At 72.5% G+C, this 17,780-nt stretch carries 18 protein-coding genes; 9 read left to right on the top strand and 9 right to left on the bottom strand.

All coding sequences use genetic code 11. From position 1 onward, the window contains the following. Positions 1-102 precede the first annotated feature (102 nt). Positions 103-843 (top strand): ABC transporter ATP-binding protein, encoded by a 741-nt coding sequence (locus KDL01_RS20260; protein ID WP_212530111.1) that lies wholly within the window; start codon positions 103-105, stop codon positions 841-843. Here KDL01_RS20260 and KDL01_RS20255 read toward each other — a convergent pair. Beyond that, entirely contained in the window at positions 840-980 is a 141-nt protein-coding gene (locus KDL01_RS20255; RefSeq protein WP_212530110.1) for a hypothetical protein, read from the bottom strand. The two genes, KDL01_RS20260 and KDL01_RS20255, sit on opposite strands and share 4 nt — an antisense overlap. Before the next feature lie 243 nt (positions 981-1,223). On the opposite strand from KDL01_RS20255, the gene KDL01_RS20250 reads away from it, so the two are divergent. Then, a complete protein-coding gene (locus KDL01_RS20250) occupies positions 1,224-1,691 on the top strand; it encodes a hypothetical protein (protein ID WP_212530109.1) in 468 nt (155 codons plus the stop codon). A gap of 116 nt (positions 1,692-1,807) precedes the next feature. Here the strand turns inward: KDL01_RS20250 and KDL01_RS20245 are convergent, their stop codons facing one another. From KDL01_RS20245 to KDL01_RS20235, 3 genes are all read right to left on the bottom strand, one after another. Continuing rightward, the gene (locus KDL01_RS20245) at positions 1,808-2,773 is read right to left on the bottom strand and encodes an aldo/keto reductase (protein WP_212530108.1); all 966 of its coding nucleotides are present in this window, start codon (positions 2,771-2,773) and stop codon (positions 1,808-1,810) included. 126 nt (positions 2,774-2,899) lie between these two features. After that, positions 2,900-4,792, bottom strand: a complete 1,893-nt coding sequence (locus KDL01_RS20240) for a transketolase (protein ID WP_212530107.1) — start codon at positions 4,790-4,792, stop codon at positions 2,900-2,902. A gap of 168 nt (positions 4,793-4,960) precedes the next feature. Next, positions 4,961-5,206 (bottom strand): hypothetical protein, encoded by a 246-nt coding sequence (locus KDL01_RS20235; RefSeq protein ID WP_212530106.1) that lies wholly within the window; start codon positions 5,204-5,206, stop codon positions 4,961-4,963. A 106-nt stretch (positions 5,207-5,312) separates the two neighbouring features. Between KDL01_RS20235 and KDL01_RS20230 the strand changes: the two genes are divergently transcribed. Continuing rightward, complete coding sequence (locus KDL01_RS20230) at positions 5,313-5,972, top strand: phosphoribosyltransferase (RefSeq protein ID WP_212530105.1); 660 nt, start codon at positions 5,313-5,315, stop codon at positions 5,970-5,972. A 2-nt stretch (positions 5,973-5,974) separates the two neighbouring features. Here the strand turns inward: KDL01_RS20230 and KDL01_RS20225 are convergent, their stop codons facing one another. Continuing rightward, entirely contained in the window at positions 5,975-7,099 is a 1,125-nt protein-coding gene (locus tag KDL01_RS20225; protein ID WP_212530104.1) for a MerR family transcriptional regulator, read from the bottom strand. Between the two features lie 84 nt (positions 7,100-7,183). Between KDL01_RS20225 and KDL01_RS20220 the strand changes: the two genes are divergently transcribed. From KDL01_RS20220 to KDL01_RS20200, 5 genes are all read left to right on the top strand, one after another. Then, positions 7,184-8,584 (top strand): cryptochrome/photolyase family protein, encoded by a 1,401-nt coding sequence (locus tag KDL01_RS20220; RefSeq protein WP_212530103.1) that lies wholly within the window; start codon positions 7,184-7,186, stop codon positions 8,582-8,584. 171 nt (positions 8,585-8,755) lie between these two features. After that, positions 8,756-9,307, top strand: a complete 552-nt coding sequence (locus tag KDL01_RS20215) for a DUF4383 domain-containing protein (RefSeq protein WP_212530102.1) — start codon at positions 8,756-8,758, stop codon at positions 9,305-9,307. Further along, entirely contained in the window at positions 9,307-10,923 is a 1,617-nt protein-coding gene (locus tag KDL01_RS20210; RefSeq protein WP_212530101.1) for an SDR family oxidoreductase, read from the top strand. Before KDL01_RS20215 ends, KDL01_RS20210 begins: the two co-directional genes overlap by 1 nt. Positions 10,924-10,936: 13 nt before the next feature. Further along, positions 10,937-11,572 carry an ECF RNA polymerase sigma factor SigK gene (gene sigK, locus KDL01_RS20205; protein WP_212530100.1) on the top strand — a complete coding sequence of 212 codons (636 nt, stop codon included), beginning with the start codon at positions 10,937-10,939 and terminating at the stop codon, positions 11,570-11,572. Beyond that, on the top strand, positions 11,569-12,327 hold the full coding sequence (locus KDL01_RS20200) for an anti-sigma factor (protein ID WP_307846455.1): 759 nt from the start codon (positions 11,569-11,571) through the stop codon (positions 12,325-12,327). Before sigK ends, KDL01_RS20200 begins: the two co-directional genes overlap by 4 nt. A gap of 36 nt (positions 12,328-12,363) precedes the next feature. On the opposite strand, the gene KDL01_RS20195 is transcribed toward KDL01_RS20200, so the two are convergent. The 4 genes from KDL01_RS20195 to KDL01_RS20180 form a co-directional block, all read right to left on the bottom strand. Then, on the bottom strand, positions 12,364-13,167 hold the full coding sequence (locus tag KDL01_RS20195) for a DUF1295 domain-containing protein (protein WP_212530099.1): 804 nt from the start codon (positions 13,165-13,167) through the stop codon (positions 12,364-12,366). Positions 13,168-13,183: 16 nt separating this feature from the next. Continuing rightward, positions 13,184-15,169, bottom strand: coding sequence for a DUF1365 family protein (locus KDL01_RS20190; protein ID WP_212530098.1), 1,986 nt, complete (start codon positions 15,167-15,169; stop codon positions 13,184-13,186). 5 nt (positions 15,170-15,174) lie between these two features. Next, positions 15,175-16,536, bottom strand: coding sequence for an NAD(P)/FAD-dependent oxidoreductase (locus KDL01_RS20185; protein ID WP_212530097.1), 1,362 nt, complete (start codon positions 16,534-16,536; stop codon positions 15,175-15,177). A gap of 177 nt (positions 16,537-16,713) precedes the next feature. Further along, positions 16,714-17,259: a helix-turn-helix domain-containing protein gene (locus KDL01_RS20180; RefSeq protein WP_281415529.1), complete on the bottom strand. Its 546-nt coding sequence runs from the start codon at positions 17,257-17,259 to the stop codon at positions 16,714-16,716. Between the two features lie 185 nt (positions 17,260-17,444). Here KDL01_RS20180 and KDL01_RS20175 point away from each other — a divergent pair. Then, on the top strand, positions 17,445-17,780 hold a 336-nt coding region (locus KDL01_RS20175), incomplete at its 3' end, for a class I SAM-dependent methyltransferase (RefSeq protein ID WP_212530095.1).

Below are 17,780 nucleotides of genomic sequence, written 5' to 3'. Positions count from 1 at the left end.
GCCCGCCACCAGCCAGAACAGCCACGCAACGCACAGAATAAGAGCACGATGAGAGAGGTTGTCCACAGCACATAAAGTTTTCATCTAAGGAGTCGAGTCGGAATGTACCAACTCACCGGAGTGTCCAAGGAATTCCACAAGAACGGCAAGCTCATCGAGGCGATTCGCCCGATGGACGCCGTGATCGAGGACGGCGCCTGGCTCGCCATCCAGGGCCCGACCGGCCACGGCAAGACGACCCTGCTGCAGCTGCTCGGCGGCCTCGACCGCCCGACGCACGGCACGGTCGAGTTCGACGGCAGGCAGCTGAGTTCACTGAGCGAGTCCGCCGTGACGAAGATCCGCGCCGCCGAGATCGGCTTCGTCTTCCAGACCTTCAACCTGATCCCCACCCTCAGCGCCGCGGAGAACGTCGAGACGGCCCTGGTCCCGCTCAAGATGTCCGGCGCGAACCGCCGCGAACGGACCATGAACGCGCTCGAGAGCGTCGGCCTCGCCGACCGCGCCAGGCACCTGCCCTCGGAACTGTCCGGCGGCCAGCAGCAGCGCGTCGGCATCGCCCGCGCGCTGGTCAAGGAGCCGCGGGTGCTGCTCGCCGACGAGCCGACCGGCAACCTCGACGAGGACACCCGCGATGAGATCATCGACCTGCTCGAGGCATCCTGGCGTGAACGTGGCCTGACACTCGTGCTGGTCACCCACGACAGCTCGATCGTCAAGCGCGCCTGGCTGCGCGGCGTCATGCGCAAGGGCCGCCTCACGATCTCCGAGGCGAGGCCGCGGAATCCTGATACGGACCCTGACGTCGATCCTGATGCGGGCGCCGAGGCGGAGGCGGCTTAGGACTTGGCAGGCAGTAGGAGTGCCGCGGCCGCGGAGGCGGCGATGAGGGCCGCTGCCAGGTTCATCGTGGTGACGATGCCGACCTGCTGGCCGAGGACGGAGCCGAGGACCATGCCGATGAGCGTGAACAGGGCCACGTCCCAGACCAGGTGCGGGATGTTGAAGCTGACGGCGAAGACGAGGGCGAGTGCGGCCAGGCTCGCCGCGATGGTCGCGCGGTCGGAGGTGCGGTCGGGGATCAGCCGGCTGAGCGGGCCGCCGATCTTCGATTCGCCCGCGCGGTCGGGGCGTGGTTGCTATCCTCGAAGAGGAACACCGATGGGGGAACTACCCAAACGCGGACCTTGGAGGGGTGGGGTGTGGGCATGTTCTCAAGGCCCGTGTCATCGCTCGACAGCCGAATCGCCGAAGGTGTCAGCCCTGCGTTCAGGGCGGACGTGGTCGGGGGCGATCAGTACCGGCGGGGAATCGAACAAATCGCCCGGCAGCAAGAGGCTTTACTCGCGGCGCTCGAGCCTGGGGAAGAACTGCTCGTCATTCTTCCGTACTACCGCGAGAAGAGCATCGTCGTGCTGTCGAATCGGCGCCTGTTCACGGTCAACAAGGCCGTAGAGCGCGAGATGGCCCTGAGCCGGATCGTTGAAACCGAGCTGGCATCGCATCCGGGCGGCTTCCTGCTCATCATGGCCATAGGCCCCAACTACGTGCCCTATCCGCCGGGCGGCCTGCGCGGACCGGCGCTCGCGGAGTACCAGCGCAACTTCCTCCAGGTCGAGGTACTCGGCATGGAGACGGCCCGGCATTTCGTCTCACTCCTCGACGGCGAACGGTCGCGCCAGGGGTCATAGCCGGCGGCGGCGCCTCGGGCGGCTTCTCAGTGCTGGTGTACGGCAGCACGGCCCCCCCGTAGCGCCGCGAGGCGTGGTCCACGGCGGGACCGTGCCGACGATCGGATCGTCGGCGCTCAGACCCAGTTCGGCATGGACTGCTCGCCGTAGCGGGCGCCGAAGCCGCCCGTGGGCAGGATCTCGTGGATGGCGGCGAGGTCCTGCTCGGTCAGGGTCAGCTCGGCCGCGCCGACGTTCTCGGCGACCCGCTCGGGGCTGCGGGTGCCGGGGATCGGCACGATGTGCTCGCCCTGGGCCAGCAGCCAGGCCAGCGCCAGCTGGGAGACGGTGGCGTCCTTGGTCGCGGCGAGGGCGGCGAGCCGCTGCACCGCCTCCACGTTCTTCTCGAAGTTGCCCGGGTGCCAGCGCGGGTCGCGGCTGTAGCGCATGTCGCTCGGGTCGTGCTCGGCGGCGGGCTTCGCGGTGCCGGTGATGAAGCCGCGGCCGAGCGGGGAGTAGGGCACGAAGCCGATGCCGAGCTCGTCCAGGGTCGGGAAGAGCCGCTCGACGTCCCGCTCGAACAGCGAGTACTCGGTCTGCAGCACGGAGACCGGCTGCACGGCGTGGGCGCGGGCGATGGTGGTCGGGCCGGCCTCGCTCAGGCCGAAGTAGCGCACCTTGCCCGCGTCGATCAGTTCCTTGACGGCCCCGGCGACGTCCTCGATCGGCACGTCCGGGTCCACCCGGTGCTGGTAGAGCACGTCGATGTGGTCCACCCCGAGGTGGGCCAGGCTGGCCTCGGCCACCTCGCGGATGTGCTCGGGTCGGCTGTCGGTGCCGAAGTCGCGGGTGAAGCCGAACTTGGTGGCGATCACGATCTCGTCGCGGAACCCGGCCACGGTGCGGCCCACGATCTTCTCGTTCTCGCCCCAGCCGTAGAGCTCGGCGGTGTCGAAGAAGGTCACCCCGAGTTCGTGGGCGCGCCGGATGGCCGCGACGCCCTGCGCCTCGTCGCCCGGGCCGTAGGCGATCGAGATTCCCATGGCGCCGTAGCCGATCGCGGCCACGGAAAGGCCCTGGCGGCCCAGTGTCCTGTGCTGCATGGCAGGCTCCTTCGCGCTCACACCCGACGGTTCGGGTGAACTCTACGCCGGTCCGGACACCCCGCCCCGACCCGGCCTGAACGCCGCGGTCGAGGTCGGGACGCGCCTTCGAGGTCGGTTTCGAGGTCAGTGCGCGGATTCGCGCACCGCCGCCGCGATGCTCCGGGAATCGATTCCGGCGGCGGCCAGGTTGTGCGCGGTGGAGTCGGAACCGGGCAGGTCGCGCACGGCCAGGTGGCGCAGCCGGCACGGGACGTCGGCGAGCGCGGAGGCGACGGCCTCGCCGATCCCGCCCTCCGGCCGGTGGTCCTCCACCGTGATCAGCAGCGGGGTCTGCTCGGCGCAGGCGCGCAGGGCGACGGCGTCGACCGGCTTGATCGAGTACAGGTCCAGCACGCGCACGGCCAGGCCGTCGTGGGCCAGTTCGGTGGCCGCGTCGAGGCACTCGTGCAGCGTGACGCCCGCGCCGACCAGGGTGGCCACGTCGTCGGCGCCCTCGCCCCACAGCTTCGATCCGCCGATCGGGAAGTCCTCCTCGGGCCGGTAGAGCACCGGGTACGCGCCGCGCGTGGTCCGCAGATAGCTGATACCGGACAGCCCGTTCATCGCCACCGTCAGCTTGGCGGCACTCGTGGCGTCGCAGGGGTAGAGCACGGTCGAACCGTGCAGCGCCCGCATCATCGCCAGGTCCTCCAGGCCCATCTGGGACGGGCCGTCGGCCCCGATCTCCACGCCGCAGTGCGAGCCGGCCATGCGCACGGCCGGGCCGTCGATCGCGGTCATCCGCAGGAAGTCGTGCGCGCGGCTGAGGAACGCGGCGAACGTGGCCGCGTACGGGCGCCAGCCCCGCGCGGCCAGGCCCACGGCCGCGGCGACCAGCTGCTGCTCCGAGATGTACATCTGGAAGTAGCGCTCCGGGTGCGCCCGCTCGAACTCCTGCGAGCCGGTGGAGTTGCCCACCTCGCCGTCGAGCACGACCACGTCCGGGTCCTGGTCTCCGAGGGCGAGCAGCGCGTTCCCGTACGCCTTGCGCGTGGCGACCCGCTCTCCGACCTGGTACGACGGCGCCCGCACGAGCGGGACGGCCGGGCTCGGGACGTGGTGCGCGAACGATTCCGGGCCCGCCTCACCATCCCGGTCCTGCGGCAACGGCCCCTCGACCCGCAGATCGGTCGCGCCGCCGAGCATCGAGATCGCGTCGCGCGCCATGGCCTCCGGCAGCGGCTTGCCGTGCCAGTTCGGCGAGTCGGCCACCGGCGGGTACCCGGCGCCCTTGACGGTGCGGGCGAGGATCACGGTCGGCCGGTCCGCCGTCTTCGCCGTCTCCAGCGCCTCGTCGATCTCGGCCAGGTCGTGCCCGTCGATCTCCAGCACGGACGCGCCGAAGGCCCGCATCCGCGCCGCGTACACGTCGAGGTCCCAGCCGTACTCGGTCGGCCCGGTCTGGCCGAGCCGGTTGACGTCGACGATCACGGTGAGGTTGTCCAGCCGGTGCAGTCCGGCCTTGTCCAAGGCCTCCCAGACCGAGCCCTCGGCCAGCTCGCCGTCCCCGCACAGCACCCACACGCGGTACGGGTCGTCCGGCAGCGCCCGTCCGGCCAGCGCGATCCCGGCCGCGTACGCGATGCCCTGGCCCAGCGAGCCGGTCGCCACCGGGACCCACGGCAGCCGCGGCGTCGGGTGCCCCTCGAGCCGCCCGCCGCGCCGGTAGGTGCTGAGCAGCTCTTCCTCGTCGATCACCCCGACGGCCCGGTACATGGCGTAGAGCAGCGGCGAGGCGTGGCCCTTGGACAGCACGAAGTAGTCGTTGTCCTGGCGGGTCGGGTCCGACCAGTCGCAGCGCAGGTGGCGGGTGAGCAGCATCGCGGCCAGATCGGCCGCCGACATGCTCGAGGTCGGGTGTCCGGAGCCCGCGGCGGTGGTCGCGCGGATCGAGTCCACGCGGAGCTGCCGGGCGAGCCTCGCCACGGAGTCGAGCTGCGCCGCGGCCGGGGGGAGCCCGGTGCTGAGAGTGGTCATCGTCTCTGCCTCCTCGTACGTGCGGGTGCGTGACTTTCGGGTGCGTGCCGGAGCGTGCCGGTGCGGCCGCGCGACGTGCCGGGTTTCCCATCGTGGTCCCGGCAAACGCCGCTCGTCCCACCTGGTCGCACGCGCCTGGTCGGATCGCCGTGACGCGGCTGGTCGCGGCTACCTCCCGCCGCGGTCCGTCTTCGCCTCGTCCGGCGCCTGCCCGACCCCCTCGTCCTTCGCGTCGCCGCCCACGGTGCCCTGCTCGGCCGCACCGCCCACGGCGCCCGGCGAGCCCATCGAGTCGGCCTTCGTGGCCCGGCGCACCGCCTCGCGGGCCTCGTTCATGTGCTCGGCCAGCTCGTCGGTCTCCTGCTCGATCCGGCGCAGCCGGTCCGCCGGCGTCTTCGGGTCCTCCACGGACATCTCCTGCTCCTCTCGCCCGGGGCCTGGTCTTGGCGGATTGCCGGTTTCCGCCGATCGATGCGTCCGCGGCGTGAATGCTTGGGGCGAACTCGGGCAACCGGCGGGCATGGACGACATGATCATGCGGGCTCCCGCATTCGCCGACCGCGCCGACGCCGGGCGCCGGCTGGCCGAGCGGGTCGAGCAGCTCGGCCTGCCCGACCCGGTCGTGCTCGGCCTGCCCCGGGGCGGCGTCCCGATCGCACGCTGTATCGCGGACCGGCTCGGGGTGCCGGTGGAGGTGTTCGTCGCGCGCAAGATCGCGCTGCCGGACGCGCCCGAGGTGGGCGTCGCCGCGATCGCCGAGGGATCCGAGGAGATCGTGCCGAGCCCGTTCGCCGGCGCCTACGGCCTGGATCCGGGACCGAAGCGGCTGGCGTCCCTGGCCGCGGGCGAGCGCCGGGAGCTGCGGCGCCGGGTGGCGGCGTACCGCGGCGAGCGCGCGCTGCCGGAACTGGCCGGGCGCGAGGTGGTGCTCGCCGACGACGGCCTGGCCACCGGCGTCACGGCCACCGCCGCCGTACGGGCCCTGCGACGCTGGAAGCCGCGGAAGCTGGTGTTCGCCGCGCCGGTGTGCGCACCCGACGCCCTCGAGCGCTTCGTCGGCCTGGTGGACGTGGTCGTCAGCCTTCTGATTCCGAAGGACTTCGAGGCGGTGGGCCGGTGGTACGAGCGGTTCGACCAGCTTCGGGACGCGGAGGTGGTCCGGGCGCTCGGGCCGGGCTGAGCTCAGGCCAGGCAGGCCTCGAGCGCGTCGGCGAGGGTGAGCAGCACGCCGGGCACGGCCGGGCGCGCGCTGAGCCAGCCGGGGCCGGCCGGCAGGACCCGACAGCGGGAACGCTCGCCGGGGAAGGGCAGGGCGCTCGGGTCCGCGGTATGCGAGGTCTGCGACCAGACGACGACCCTGGCCGGATCGGTGCGCCGCACGGCCTCGCGCAGGGCGTCGGTGGGGACCGCGGCGCCGAACATGGCCGGGGACGCGCCGCGCTCGAGCAGGGCCGCGCCCAGCACCTCGAGCGGCAGGCAGTGCCACTCGTCGGGGGCGCAGGCGAGTAGGACCCTGCGATGCGCGAGGGCCGCTTCCGGCGGCGCCGGCTCGGGTGGCGCGGCCGGCCAGGCGGCGGCGCCCGCCTCGGCCGGAGCCGCCGCGGCCGCCGCTGCCGCCTCCACGGCGTCGGCCTGGAACCGGTGCAGCGCGGTGGTCACACACCAGGACAGCAGATGTTCGACCTCGACGTACTTGCCCTGTGTCTCAGTCCACTTACGCCCGACCGCGAGCAGGGCCGGTTTGATCGTGTTCTCCCACGCCTCCACGACCCCGTCCCGGGTCAGCGCCTCGTCCAGGATCCGCAGTGTCTGGGCCTGGTCAAGCCGCACCGCGCAGCGGGCCAGGCCGCGGGCCGAGCTGCTGCCGCTGCCGACCGGCAGGGTGTGGCCGCCGCCCGCGTGGTGCGGGGACTTCGCGCTCGGCTCGGCCGCGGCCGGCGCCGTCGCGGCGGGCTCCGGTTCGCGGGCCAGGGAGGCCCGGGCGGCGTCACCGGTGGCCACGCCCTCGCCGACCAGGCGGCAGAAGTACTCGAGCCTGGCCATGTCGGCGGGGGAGTAGCGGCGGTGGGCGCCGGGCGTGAGCGGGCGCGGGCCGATGCCGTAGCGCCGCTCCCAGCTGCGCAGCGTCGGCACCGCCACGCCCAGGCGGTGGGCCGCGGCCCCGATGGTGAGCCGCGGCGCGCGCTCGTCCGGGCCCTCGGCGGGCGGGCCCGCCTTGTCTTGTTGGCCCTCGGCGGGCGCGTCCACGGCGGGCGCGTCCGCGGCGTCGGCCGCAGGCCTCGGGTTCCTCGGATTCACCGCGTTCATCGGGGGCAATCTATGCGCGATCTATGCACATTGCGACACGACGCGCCGGGGGGCAGGCTGGCGGACCATGAGGTGTACGACACGATGACCGCCCTGCTCTGGTACCGCCGCGACCTGCGCGTGCACGACCTTCCGGCCCTGCACGCCGCCTGCGACGGCCATGACCGCGTCGTTCCGGTCTTCTGCCTCGACGACCGCCTGCTGCACGGACGCCATGCGTCCCCGGCCCGTACCCAGTTCCTGCTCGAGTCGCTCGCCGACCTCGACCGGAACCTGCGCGAGCTCGGCTCCCGGCTGCTGGTCTGGCGCGGCCGGCCGGAGCAGGCGCTGCCCACCCTCGCCCGGATGGCCGGGGCCACCGAGATCCACGCCACCCGCGACCTGACCCCCTTCGCCCGGGACCGCGGGCGCAGCGTGGGCCGGGTGCTGCAGGACGAGGGCATCGAGTTCGTCGCGCATCCGGGGCTCACCGTCGTCGACGACGCGACCGCGCTGCGTACGAAGGCCGACACGCTCTACGGCACCTTCACGCCGTTCTACCGCACCTGGCAGAACGCGCCGCGGCACAAGCCGCTGCCCCCGCCGGGGATGCCGCCGATCGTCGAAGGCCTCGAATACGAGCCGCTGCCCACGCTCGCGGACCTCGGTCTCGAGCAGGAGGTGCCCGAACCCCAGCCCGGCGGCGAGACGGCGGGGCTGGCCCGGGCCGAGTGGTTCCTGGACGGCCCGGTGCGCGACTACGCGCAGACGCACGACCGCCTCGACCTCGACGGCACCTCCAAGCTCGCCCCGTACCTGCACTTCGGCTGCGTCTCCGCGCGCGAGCTGGAGCTGAGCCTGCCCGAGGGCGAGGGCGCCGAGGCGTTCCGCCGCCAACTGTGCTGGCGCGACTTCTACCACTACGTGCACTACCACCACCCGGAGAACGCACGGCTCGAATATCAGGAGCGTTACCGCCACACGATCGACTGGGAGGACGACGAGGAGCACTTCGCCGCCTGGGCCGCCGGGCGCACCGGCTATCCGCTGGTGGACGCGGCGATGCGGCAGCTGGCCCAAGAGGGCTGGATGCACAACAGGGCTCGGATGATCGTGGGCTGCTTCCTGACCAAGCACCTCGGCATCGACTGGCGCCGCGGCGAGGCGCACTTCATGCGGCTGCTGCTGGACGGCGACCAGCCGAACAACAACGGCAACTGGCAGTGGATCGCCTCGGTCGGGGTGGACCCGCAGCCGGTCTACCGGCGGATCTTCAACCCGGTGCTGCAGCAGGAGCGCCACGACCCGGACGGCCGATATGTCCGGACCTATCTGCCGGAGCTGGCGCGGGTGCCCGCGAAATACCTCACCCAGCCCTGGCTGATGCCCGCCGACGTGCAGGAAAGCTCCGGCTGCCGGATCGGTTCGGACTACCCGGAGCCGATCGTGGACCAGCGCGAGGCCCGCGAGCAGGCGCTGGCGCGCTACCGGGGCGCCGCCGGGTAGGGCCGGGGCGCCGCCGCAGGCCGCGGGCCGGTCGGCCGCGCGGAAGCCGGCACGGCCGCGCCGCCTGTGGCCCGAATCTACGCGGAAGCTACGCAACTGGTGGGTTCGCCGCGGCGGCTGGAGGGTGGAGGGGATGGAACAGCAACTCCGAACGTCAACGGAGGCCCCACCATGCAGTTCTACGACCATCTCCCGCAGGATCACCAACTCGGCCGGGTCTACCGCTACGGCGCGGGCTTCATGGGCCTGCTCCTGCTGGTCTTCGGCATCCTCGGGCTCACCGACCGGCTCGCCTTCTTCAGTACCAGCGGCGAGCACGTGCTCGGCCTGTCCAGCAACGGCTCGCTCAGCGTGATCTCCATCGTGGCCGCGGCCGTCCTGATCGTGGGCGCGGTCATCGGCGGCAACATCGCCTCCACGATCAACTTCGCCATGGGCGTGATCTTCGTGCTGAGCGGCGCGGTGAACCTGGCCCTGCTCGACACCCAGGCGAACTTCCTGGCCTTCCGCTTCCAGAACGTCATGTTCTCGTTCGTGGTCGGGATCATGCTCGTCACCTTCGGCGCCTACGGCCGGGTCAGCGGCGGCCTGCCGCACGACAACCCGTACTGGCGGGCCCGCCACCCGGAGCAGGCGCGCGCCGAGACCGAGGCCCGGGAGCGGGCCGCCCTCGCCGCCACGCGCAGCGACGTGCGCACCCCGATCGGAACCGGGGTCCGGTGATGAACACGGACGCCGCCGCCCGCGCGCCCTCCGACTCATCCGGGGTCTGCCTCGTCACCGGGGCCACCGGTTACGTCGGGGGACGCCTGGTGCCGCTCCTGCTCGAGGCCGGCTACACCGTGCGCTGCATGACCAGGTCGCGGGCGCGTCTGCGCGACCAGCCCTGGTACGACGACGTGCAGGTGGTCGAGGGCGACGCCTCCGACGCGCCGAGCGTGCGCGCCGCCCTCGAGGGCGCCGACACGGCCTACTACCTGATCCACTCGATGCTCGGCGGACCCAGGTTCGAGGAGGCCGACCGGGCCGCGGCCCAGACCTTCGCCGCCGCGGCCGCCGAGACCGGCCTGAAGCGCCTCGTCTACCTCGGCGGCCTGAGCCCGCACGACGCCCCGCTCTCGCCGCACATGCGTTCGCGCGCCGAGGTCGGGCGGATCCTGCTGGACTCGGGCGTGCCCACGATCGTGCTGCGCGCGGCCGTGATCATCGGCAGCGGCTCGGCTTCGTTCGAGATGCTGAGGTATCTCACCGAGCGGCTGCCGGTCATGGTCACCCCGCGCTGGGTGGAGCGCCTCGTGCAGCCCATCGCGGTACGCGACGTGATCGGGTACCTGGCCGCGGCGGCCGCACTCGCGCCGGAAGCCGTCGGCGAGTTCGACATCGGCGGCCCCGACGTATTGACCTACCGTCAGATGATGCAACGTTACGCGGCGGTCGCCGGCCTCAGCAGCCGGCTGATCGTGCCGGTGCCGGTGCTCACCCCGCGCCTGTCCAGCCACTGGGTGGGCCTGGTCACCCCGGTCCCCGGCTCGCTCGCCCGGCCGCTGATCGAGTCCCTGCACCACGACGCGGTCTGCGCCGACCGCTCCGTCACGCGCTGGATCCCCGACCCGCCGCAGGGGCTGATCCCCTTCGACGAGGCGGTGGACCTCGCGCTGCGGCGGGTGCGCGAGGCCGTGGTCACCACCCGCTGGTCCTCCGGCTCGGTGCCGGGAGCACCGTCCGACCCGCTGCCCACCGACCCGGACTGGGCCGGCGGCAGCCTGTACGTGGACGAACGGCAGCGCCGCACCGACGCGGCCCCCGACGCCCTGTGGGCCGAGATCGAGGCGATCGGCGGCGAGAGCGGCTGGTACTCGCTCGCCGTCGCCTGGTCCATCAGAGGCCTGATCGACCGTGCGGTCGGCGGCGTGGGCCTGCGCCGCGGCCGCCGCGACCCGCGAAGGCTGCGGGTCGGGGACGCGGTGGACTTCTGGCGGGTGGAGGCGATCGAGCGCGGCCGGGCGAAGCTGCTGCGGCTGCGGGCCGAGATGCGCCTGCCCGGCCTGGCCTGGCTCGAACTCGGCGTCGAGCCCGCCCCGGACGGCTCGCTCTACCGGCAGCGCGCCCTGTTCTACCCGCGCGGCCTGCTCGGCCAGGCCTACTGGTGGTCGCTCAAGCCCTTCCACGGCATCGTCTTCGGCGCCATGGCACGCAACCTGACCAAGCGCGCGCAGGCTCCGGCCGAGCCGGGCGCGACCCGGACCAATCCGAATGGCCGTCCGCTCCGAAAGAGGGATATGACCGTGGCGAAGTTGGCCGGCCCGATGCCGCGCCGTACGCGTGGGAGCGCTGGATGAGCAGGAGCGCCGGATGAGCGGGCGCGAGTTTCCCCGGGCGGCCGGATCGGCCGCCCGATCGGCCGCCGAGTCGGCCTCCGCCGCGCGCGGCGCCGAATCGGGGGAGGACCTCGGCGGCTGGCTGCGCCGCGTCAGCCGGGGCGAGCAGGACGCGTTCGAGCACGTCTACGCGGAGATCTCCGGCCCGGTGTACGGCCTGGCCACGCGCATTCTGCGGGACCCGGCCCAGGCCGAGGAGGTGGCGCAGGAGGTGTTGGTGGAGGTGTGGCGGCAGGCCAGCAGGTTCGACCCGGCGCGCGGCTCGGCCCGCGGCTGGGTGATGACGATCGCGCACCGCCGCGCGGTGGACCGGGTCAGGGCGGAGCAGGCGGCGACCGAACGGCAGGACCGCAGTGCGCGCGAGTCCGCCCGGGTGCTCCCGGACGAGGACGTGGCCGAGCAGGTGGAGGGACGGCTCGAGCGGCAGCGGCTGCGCCACTGCATCAGTGGACTGACCGAACTGCAACGCGAGTCGGTCACGCTGGCGTACTACAGCGGGTATACCTACCAGCAGGTCGCCGAACTGCTCGGCGCCCCGCTCGGCACGGTCAAGACGAGGATGCGCGACGGGCTCGCCAGGCTGCGAGACTGCCTGGGGGTGGGGAGGTGACGACGAGCGTGGCCGAGGCCGACGTGCACACCCTGACCGGCGCGTACGTGTGCGACGCGCTCGGCGAGGACGAACGCGCCGCCTTCGAGGCGCACATGGCGCGCTGCCCCGAGTGCGAGGCCGAGGTCCGCGAACTGCGCGAGGTCGCCGCGATCTTGGCGGCCGCGGTCGCCGAGCGGCCCCCCGCCTCGCTCAAGGCCGCCGTGGACGCCCGGATCGCGGTCACCCGGCAGACTCCGCCGCTGACCGATCCGGCCCACGGCGAGTCCTCCCCGGGTACGCGGCAGCGGACCGGCCGACGCCGTCTGCGGGCCGGCTGGTCGGTGGCCGCGGCTCTGGCCCTGCTCGCCGCCGGGCTCGGCTGGCGCGCCGTGGACCAGCAGGACCGGCTCGACGCGCTCAACGCGCAGGCCACCCAGATCTCGCAGCTGCTCACCGCCCCGGACGTGGCCACCACCCGGGTCGCGGTGACCGGCGGCGGCAGCGCCCTGCTCGTGGACTCGCGCAGCCGCAACGAGGCGGCGCTGAGCTTCACCGGCCTGTCGGGGGCGCCGGCGGGCAAGACGTACCAGCTCTGGCTGATGGCCCCGGACGGCGCGGCCCGCTCGGTCGGACTGCTGCAGGCGACGCAGGCCCAGCCGATCCTGGTGCAGGGCCTGGCCGGACAGTCGCAGGTGGGCATGACGATCGAGCCGGCGGGCGGCAGCACGTCGCCCACCAGCGTGCCGGTGATGGTGGCGGCGCTCGCGTCGTGACGGGGCGCGGGCGGGCGAGGTGTGTGCGGGCGCAAGTTACCGGCGGCGCGGCGGCAACGGGACGAACCCGCTGGTGCGGCGCGCGTACTGCGCGTATTCCGGCCGTGTGCGGGACATGTGACGATCCGCCAGGCGCATTCCACTGCCCGCGGTCAGCAGCAGCGTCATGACGATCGGCGAGGCGATCGTGCACAGGCCCGCCCACTGGTCGGCGCCCAGCAGGAACAGACCCCACCACACGCAGGCGTCGCCGAAGTAGTTCGGATGCCGGGTATAACGCCACAGGCCGCGCGTCATCAGCTTCCCCTTGTTCGCCGGGTCCGCCTTGAAGCGCGCGAGCTGCCAGTCCCCGACGGCCTCGCACGCGAACCCGAGCAGCCACAGCGCGCACGCGGCCGCCGTCTGCGGGCCGAGTCCCGATCTGCCGTACTGCACGACCTGGATCGGCAGCGAGATGAACCAGACCAGGGCCGCCTGGAGCAGATAGACGCGCGTGAAGGCGAACCAGAGCCGTGATCCGCGTGCCTTGTCCAGCAGCTGCTCGTACCGCGGGTCTTCCGGCTTGCCGCGCGAGCGTGTGCCGATGTGGGCGCCGAGGCGCAGACCCCACACCGCGGTGAGGACCAAGGCGAGCGTGCGACGGCCCGGATCGCCGTGGCCGGCCGAGAGCCCGAACGAGGTCAGCGCGACGGCGGCGAACGCCGGTCCCCACACCACGTCCACGACGCGATGCCGCCCCCGGGCCGCTCCCAGCACGAACGCCGCACCGAACAGCACCAGGCACACCGCCGCCGTGATCGGCAGCCCGGCGGCCCAGGTGCCCAGGTCAGTACCCGTCATCGCTCAACGCCCATCGTCACTGCTCGCCCTTCGTCAGGAGGATCTGGTCCACACCCATCCGGCCCTGCTCGAACGCCAGTTGCGCGCCGGCCAGGTACAGCCGCCAGACCCGCGCAGTCTCCTCGCCCACCAGATCCACCGCCTTCTGCCACGCTTCGTCGAGCGTCGCGCGCCAGGCGCCGACCGTCCGCACGTAGTGGGAGCGCAGCGATTCCCGGTCGAGCAGCGCGAATCCGGCCGCCCTCCACTGCGCCACGCTCTCCTCGACCGGCCGCATGCACAGGTCCGGCGCGATGAAGGCCTCGATGAACGGGCCGCCGCCCGGCGCCGCGTCGTGGGCCCGGGACATCTGCTGGATCAGCGCGCGACCGCCGGACTTCAGCGAGGTGTGCACCATGCGCGTGTAGGCGGGATACGCCTCGGCGCCCACGTGTTCGCCCATCTCGATCGAGGCGACGGCGTCGAAGGCCCGCGGCTCGCAGAACTCAGGGAAGTGCTGCACCCGCACCTCGACCCGGTCTGCCAAGCCGCGCCGCTCTACTCTCTGCGCGATGAACGCGGCCTGCTCGCGGGAAAGCGTGAGCCCGACCCCGTGCACGCCGTAATGTTCGGCCGCGTACATCAGAAGTCCACCCCAGCCGCAGCCGACGTCCAGCAGCCGCATTCCCGGCTCCAGCCGCAGTTTCCGGCAGATCAGGTCGAGCTTGTCGCGCTGCGCGTCGGCCAGGGTGTATCCGGGTTCTTCGGATGTCCAACACGCACTCGAATACGCCATCGACTCGTCGAGCAGCAGCGCGTAGAAGTCGTTGGACAGGTCGTAGTGGTGCGCGATCGCGGCGCGGTCGCGGGCGAGCGTGTGCAGTCCGCCGTTGACCTGCGCCTGCGCCTGCGTCGCCGGAGCCGTGGGACGTCGGCCGAGGACTCCAAGCCGCGCGGCCTCCGTCAGCAGGCGCGCTGCGTGGAGTACGCGGTTGTGCGGCGGACGTGCGTGCGGGTCGGCGGTCGCCCAGACCCGGCGCAGGCCTTCGGCCGCGTCGCCCTCGACGTCGAGCTCCCCGGTGACGTACGCCTGCGCCAGCCCGAGCTCGTTCGGCGCCCACAGGATGCGCCGCAGCGCCCGCGGCGAGTTGAGCACGAGCATCGGCGGCCCCGCCGGCCCGGCCTGGCTGCCGTCCCACGCCCGCACGCTCACCGGCAGTTCACGCCCGTCGGTGAACTCGCGGTAGAGCCGGGCGAGCCGATCGGCCGTCGAGAATCGGGGCACGATCGGCAGACCCCTCAGAAAGAGCTTGATTCCCTGGACGCGGATTCGGGCCGAGGTCAGCAGCGTCGGGCAGGGTCGGCGCAGGGCCTCGCGCAGGAGGGTGCGAGTGGTGCCCGCGGCGGGATTGGCATGGCCGCGCAGCACCGCGGTGAACGGCGGTGCGCCGGGCGGGTCGTAGCGGATGGTGAGCGCGAGCCCGTCACCCGGCTCGGGCAGCGACATCCGGTAGCCGCCGGCGACCGGGAAGAACGGGGAGACGTAGAAATCCTTGTCCGTCGCGGCGAATCCGGCCTCGTCCGGGCGCAGCAGATAGCGGTGTCGGCCGCCGTAGGTGTTGTGCACCTCGGCGATCACGCAGACCGGCCCCCCGTCCCGACCCCGGCACCAGTACACGGTCAGCGGATTGAACACGTGCCCGAACGACCGGGGTGCCGTCAGCATCAGGACACGTCCGCCATCCAGGTCAATGCCCTGGGATTCCAGGTAGTCGTCCACGTTCCGTCGCAGGCTCAGCGCCGGGTCGCCGCTGTGGTCGGCCGCGCGGAACTCGGCCAACATCCGCAGCGCCCGCGGAATCCGCGGCAGCCGGTCCAGATCCACCAGCCACATCGTGGTCGGATAGGTGAAATCGTTGCGGATCGGCTCCCGGCGCACATGCCGCACCGTGCACGCGTAGACCCGCGCCTCGCGCGTCGCAGGTGCCTGATCCGTCCGGCTGAGCCGGGTCGTCTCGGTCATCCGGCTCACCACCTCACGCCGAACGTCGCGGCGGCGGCCACGCCCGAGGCGCATCCGTCCTCGTGGAATCCCCAGCCGTGGTAGGCGCCCGCGTACGCGGTCCGTGTCGTACTCAGCTCCGGCAGCCGTGCCTGCGCGTCAACGGACTCCGGCGTGTAGACGGGATGCTCGTAATGCATCCGCGCCAGCACCCGCGCCTCGTCGATCGCCTCGGTCGCGTTCAACGTGACCAGGTACTCGTCGTCCGCCTCGAAGTGCTGGAGCCGATTCATGTCGTACGTGACCACCGCGCGCTCGGTCGTCGGTCCCAGCTGCGTCCCGCAGTGCGGCACGAGATAGTTCCAGCAACTGCGGGCCGACTTGCTACGCGGCAGCAGCGACGCGTCGGTGTGCAGCACGGTCTCGTTGTGTGAGTACTCGATCGTGCCCAGCACGTCCCGCTCGTCCTGCGTCGCGTCCGTCAGCAGACGCAGCGCCTGGTCCGGGTGCGTGGCCAGCACGACGCGGTCCACCTCGTAGCGCGACCCCGCCTCGTCCCACAGCGTGGCCCGCTCCGCCCCGCGTTGAACGGCGCGCACCGGCGTGGAGACGTTCACCGCGGACAGGCCCTTCACGGCCCGCTCCACGTAGCTGCGTGAGCCGCCGACCACCGTGCGCCAACGCGGCGAGCCGGTGACGCTGAGCATGCCGTGGTGGTCGAGGAACTCGAACAGGTAGCGCGCCGGGTATCGAAGCACCAGCTCAGGTCCGGTGGACCAGACCGCGGAGACCAGCGGGACCAGGAAGTGGTCGGCGAAGTATCCCGAATATCCGCCCTGCTCCAGGAACTGCCCGAGCGTCCCGCCGTCCGCCGCGTCCACCGCCGCGCGCAGGTCGGCGCCCTGGAAACGGCTCGGCTCGGCGAGCAGCCGGCGCGCGTGCCGGTGGAAACGCCTGATCTCCCCGAGCATCCGCAGGAAGCGCAGGTCGCGCAGGTTGGCCGAGCGGGCGAAGACCCCGCGCGCACCCTTGGCCCCCGCGTACTCCAGTCCGCAGCCGAGGCAGCGCACGCTCATCGACATCTCGGTCTCCTGAGTGGCCACCCCCAGCTCGCCGAACAGCCGCAGCAGGTTCGGATACGTACGGGCGTTGTGCACGATGAACCCGCTGTCCACCGCCAGCGCCCCGGCCCGCCGGTCCGCCACGTCGTGCGTGTGCGCGTGCCCGCCGAGCCGGTCGTCCGCCTCGAACAGCAGCACGTCGTAGCCCCGCTGCAGCAGGTACGCCGCGGTCAGTCCGGACACACCCGAGCCGACCACCGCCACCCGCTCCCGCCGCGTCGGCGCGGCAGCGCGGAAGTCCGTGTCGTCGTCATGTGCCGGTTCCATCCCACCCGATCCTCTCGCCCGCCGATCCAGGTCGAGAGGGATTCGGAGCGGGACGGGGATCGGATTGCTCCATCCGAGCGACTTCGGGTGACGCCGGATCGTCGCAGGTGCGGGGGCCGGCGCCGGGGTCGCGCGTGGCGCGCCGCCGGCGAGGCGTGAGTACGTGCGTGCGTGCGGCTAGGTGGGGCGCCGGTAGCTGGCCTTGACGTGGAACCGCTCACCCTGCGGCCCGAGAATGCTCAGATACTCCACCGGATGGCTATCCGCGTTGCCGAACCAGTGCGGCAGATGCGTGTCGAACTCGGCCACCTCCCCCGCCTCGAGCACGAAATCCCGCTCGCCCAGGACCAGGCGCAGGCGCCCGTTGAGCACGTAGAGCCAGTGGTAGCCCTCGTGCGAGCGCGGATCGGGCTCGAGACTCGACGGGTCGGCGGCCGGGAGGATGTGCTTGAACGCCTGGAGCCCGCCGGGCTTGCGGGTGAGCGGGACCACCGTCACGCCGTTGCGCGTGAACGGCCGCGGGTACACCCGCGGATCGCCGCTGGGTGGAGCGCCGACCAGTTCGTCCAGCGGCACCTGATACGCCCGGGCCAGCGGCAGCAGCAGCTCGAGCCCCGGCTTGCGCTGCCCCGACTCCAGCCGGGACAGAGTGCTGATGGGAATCCCCGTGCTCTGCGACAGCGCCGTCAACGTCGTCCCGCTGCGCAGCCGCAGCGCCCGCAGCCGCGGCCCGACCGCACTGAGTACGGCTTCGAAGTCGTCGCCCGGGCTGAGGGGAGAGCTCGGGTCCGAGTCCGGGCCCGGGGGGCTGCTCGGGTCGTTCACGTCCACCCGATCACTCTGCGCGAGGTTTGCTGTTTCCGCAAACTTCTTTGCCGAGATCGCGGCGGCTGGGGCAAGGTGCCCGCATGAACACACGGCAGGAATTCTGGGACGAGCGATACCGCGGCCACGAGCGGCTGTTCAGCGGCAACCCCAACGCCGTCCTCGTCGCCGAGGCGGCGGACCTCGAGCCGGGCCGCGCCCTCGACGTAGGTTGCGGCGAAGGCGCCGACGCCCTCTGGCTCGCCCGCAACGGCTGGCAGGTCACGGCCATCGACATCGCCCCCACCGCCCTGACCCGCGCCGCCGAGTCCGCCACGCCCGGAGCAGCCGTGATCGACCGCGCCGACGCTGCCGCCTCCGCCGAAAGCCCCGCCCTCGCCGACCGCGTGACCTGGACCTGTGCCGACCTGGCCGTCACC

Source organism: Actinospica durhamensis, assembly GCF_018139695.1.
Classification (GTDB): domain Bacteria; phylum Actinomycetota; class Actinomycetes; order Streptomycetales; family Catenulisporaceae; genus Actinospica; species Actinospica durhamensis.
The sequence above is the reverse complement of the archived record's forward strand: the minus strand, read 5'-3'. Positions and strand labels throughout refer to the sequence as shown.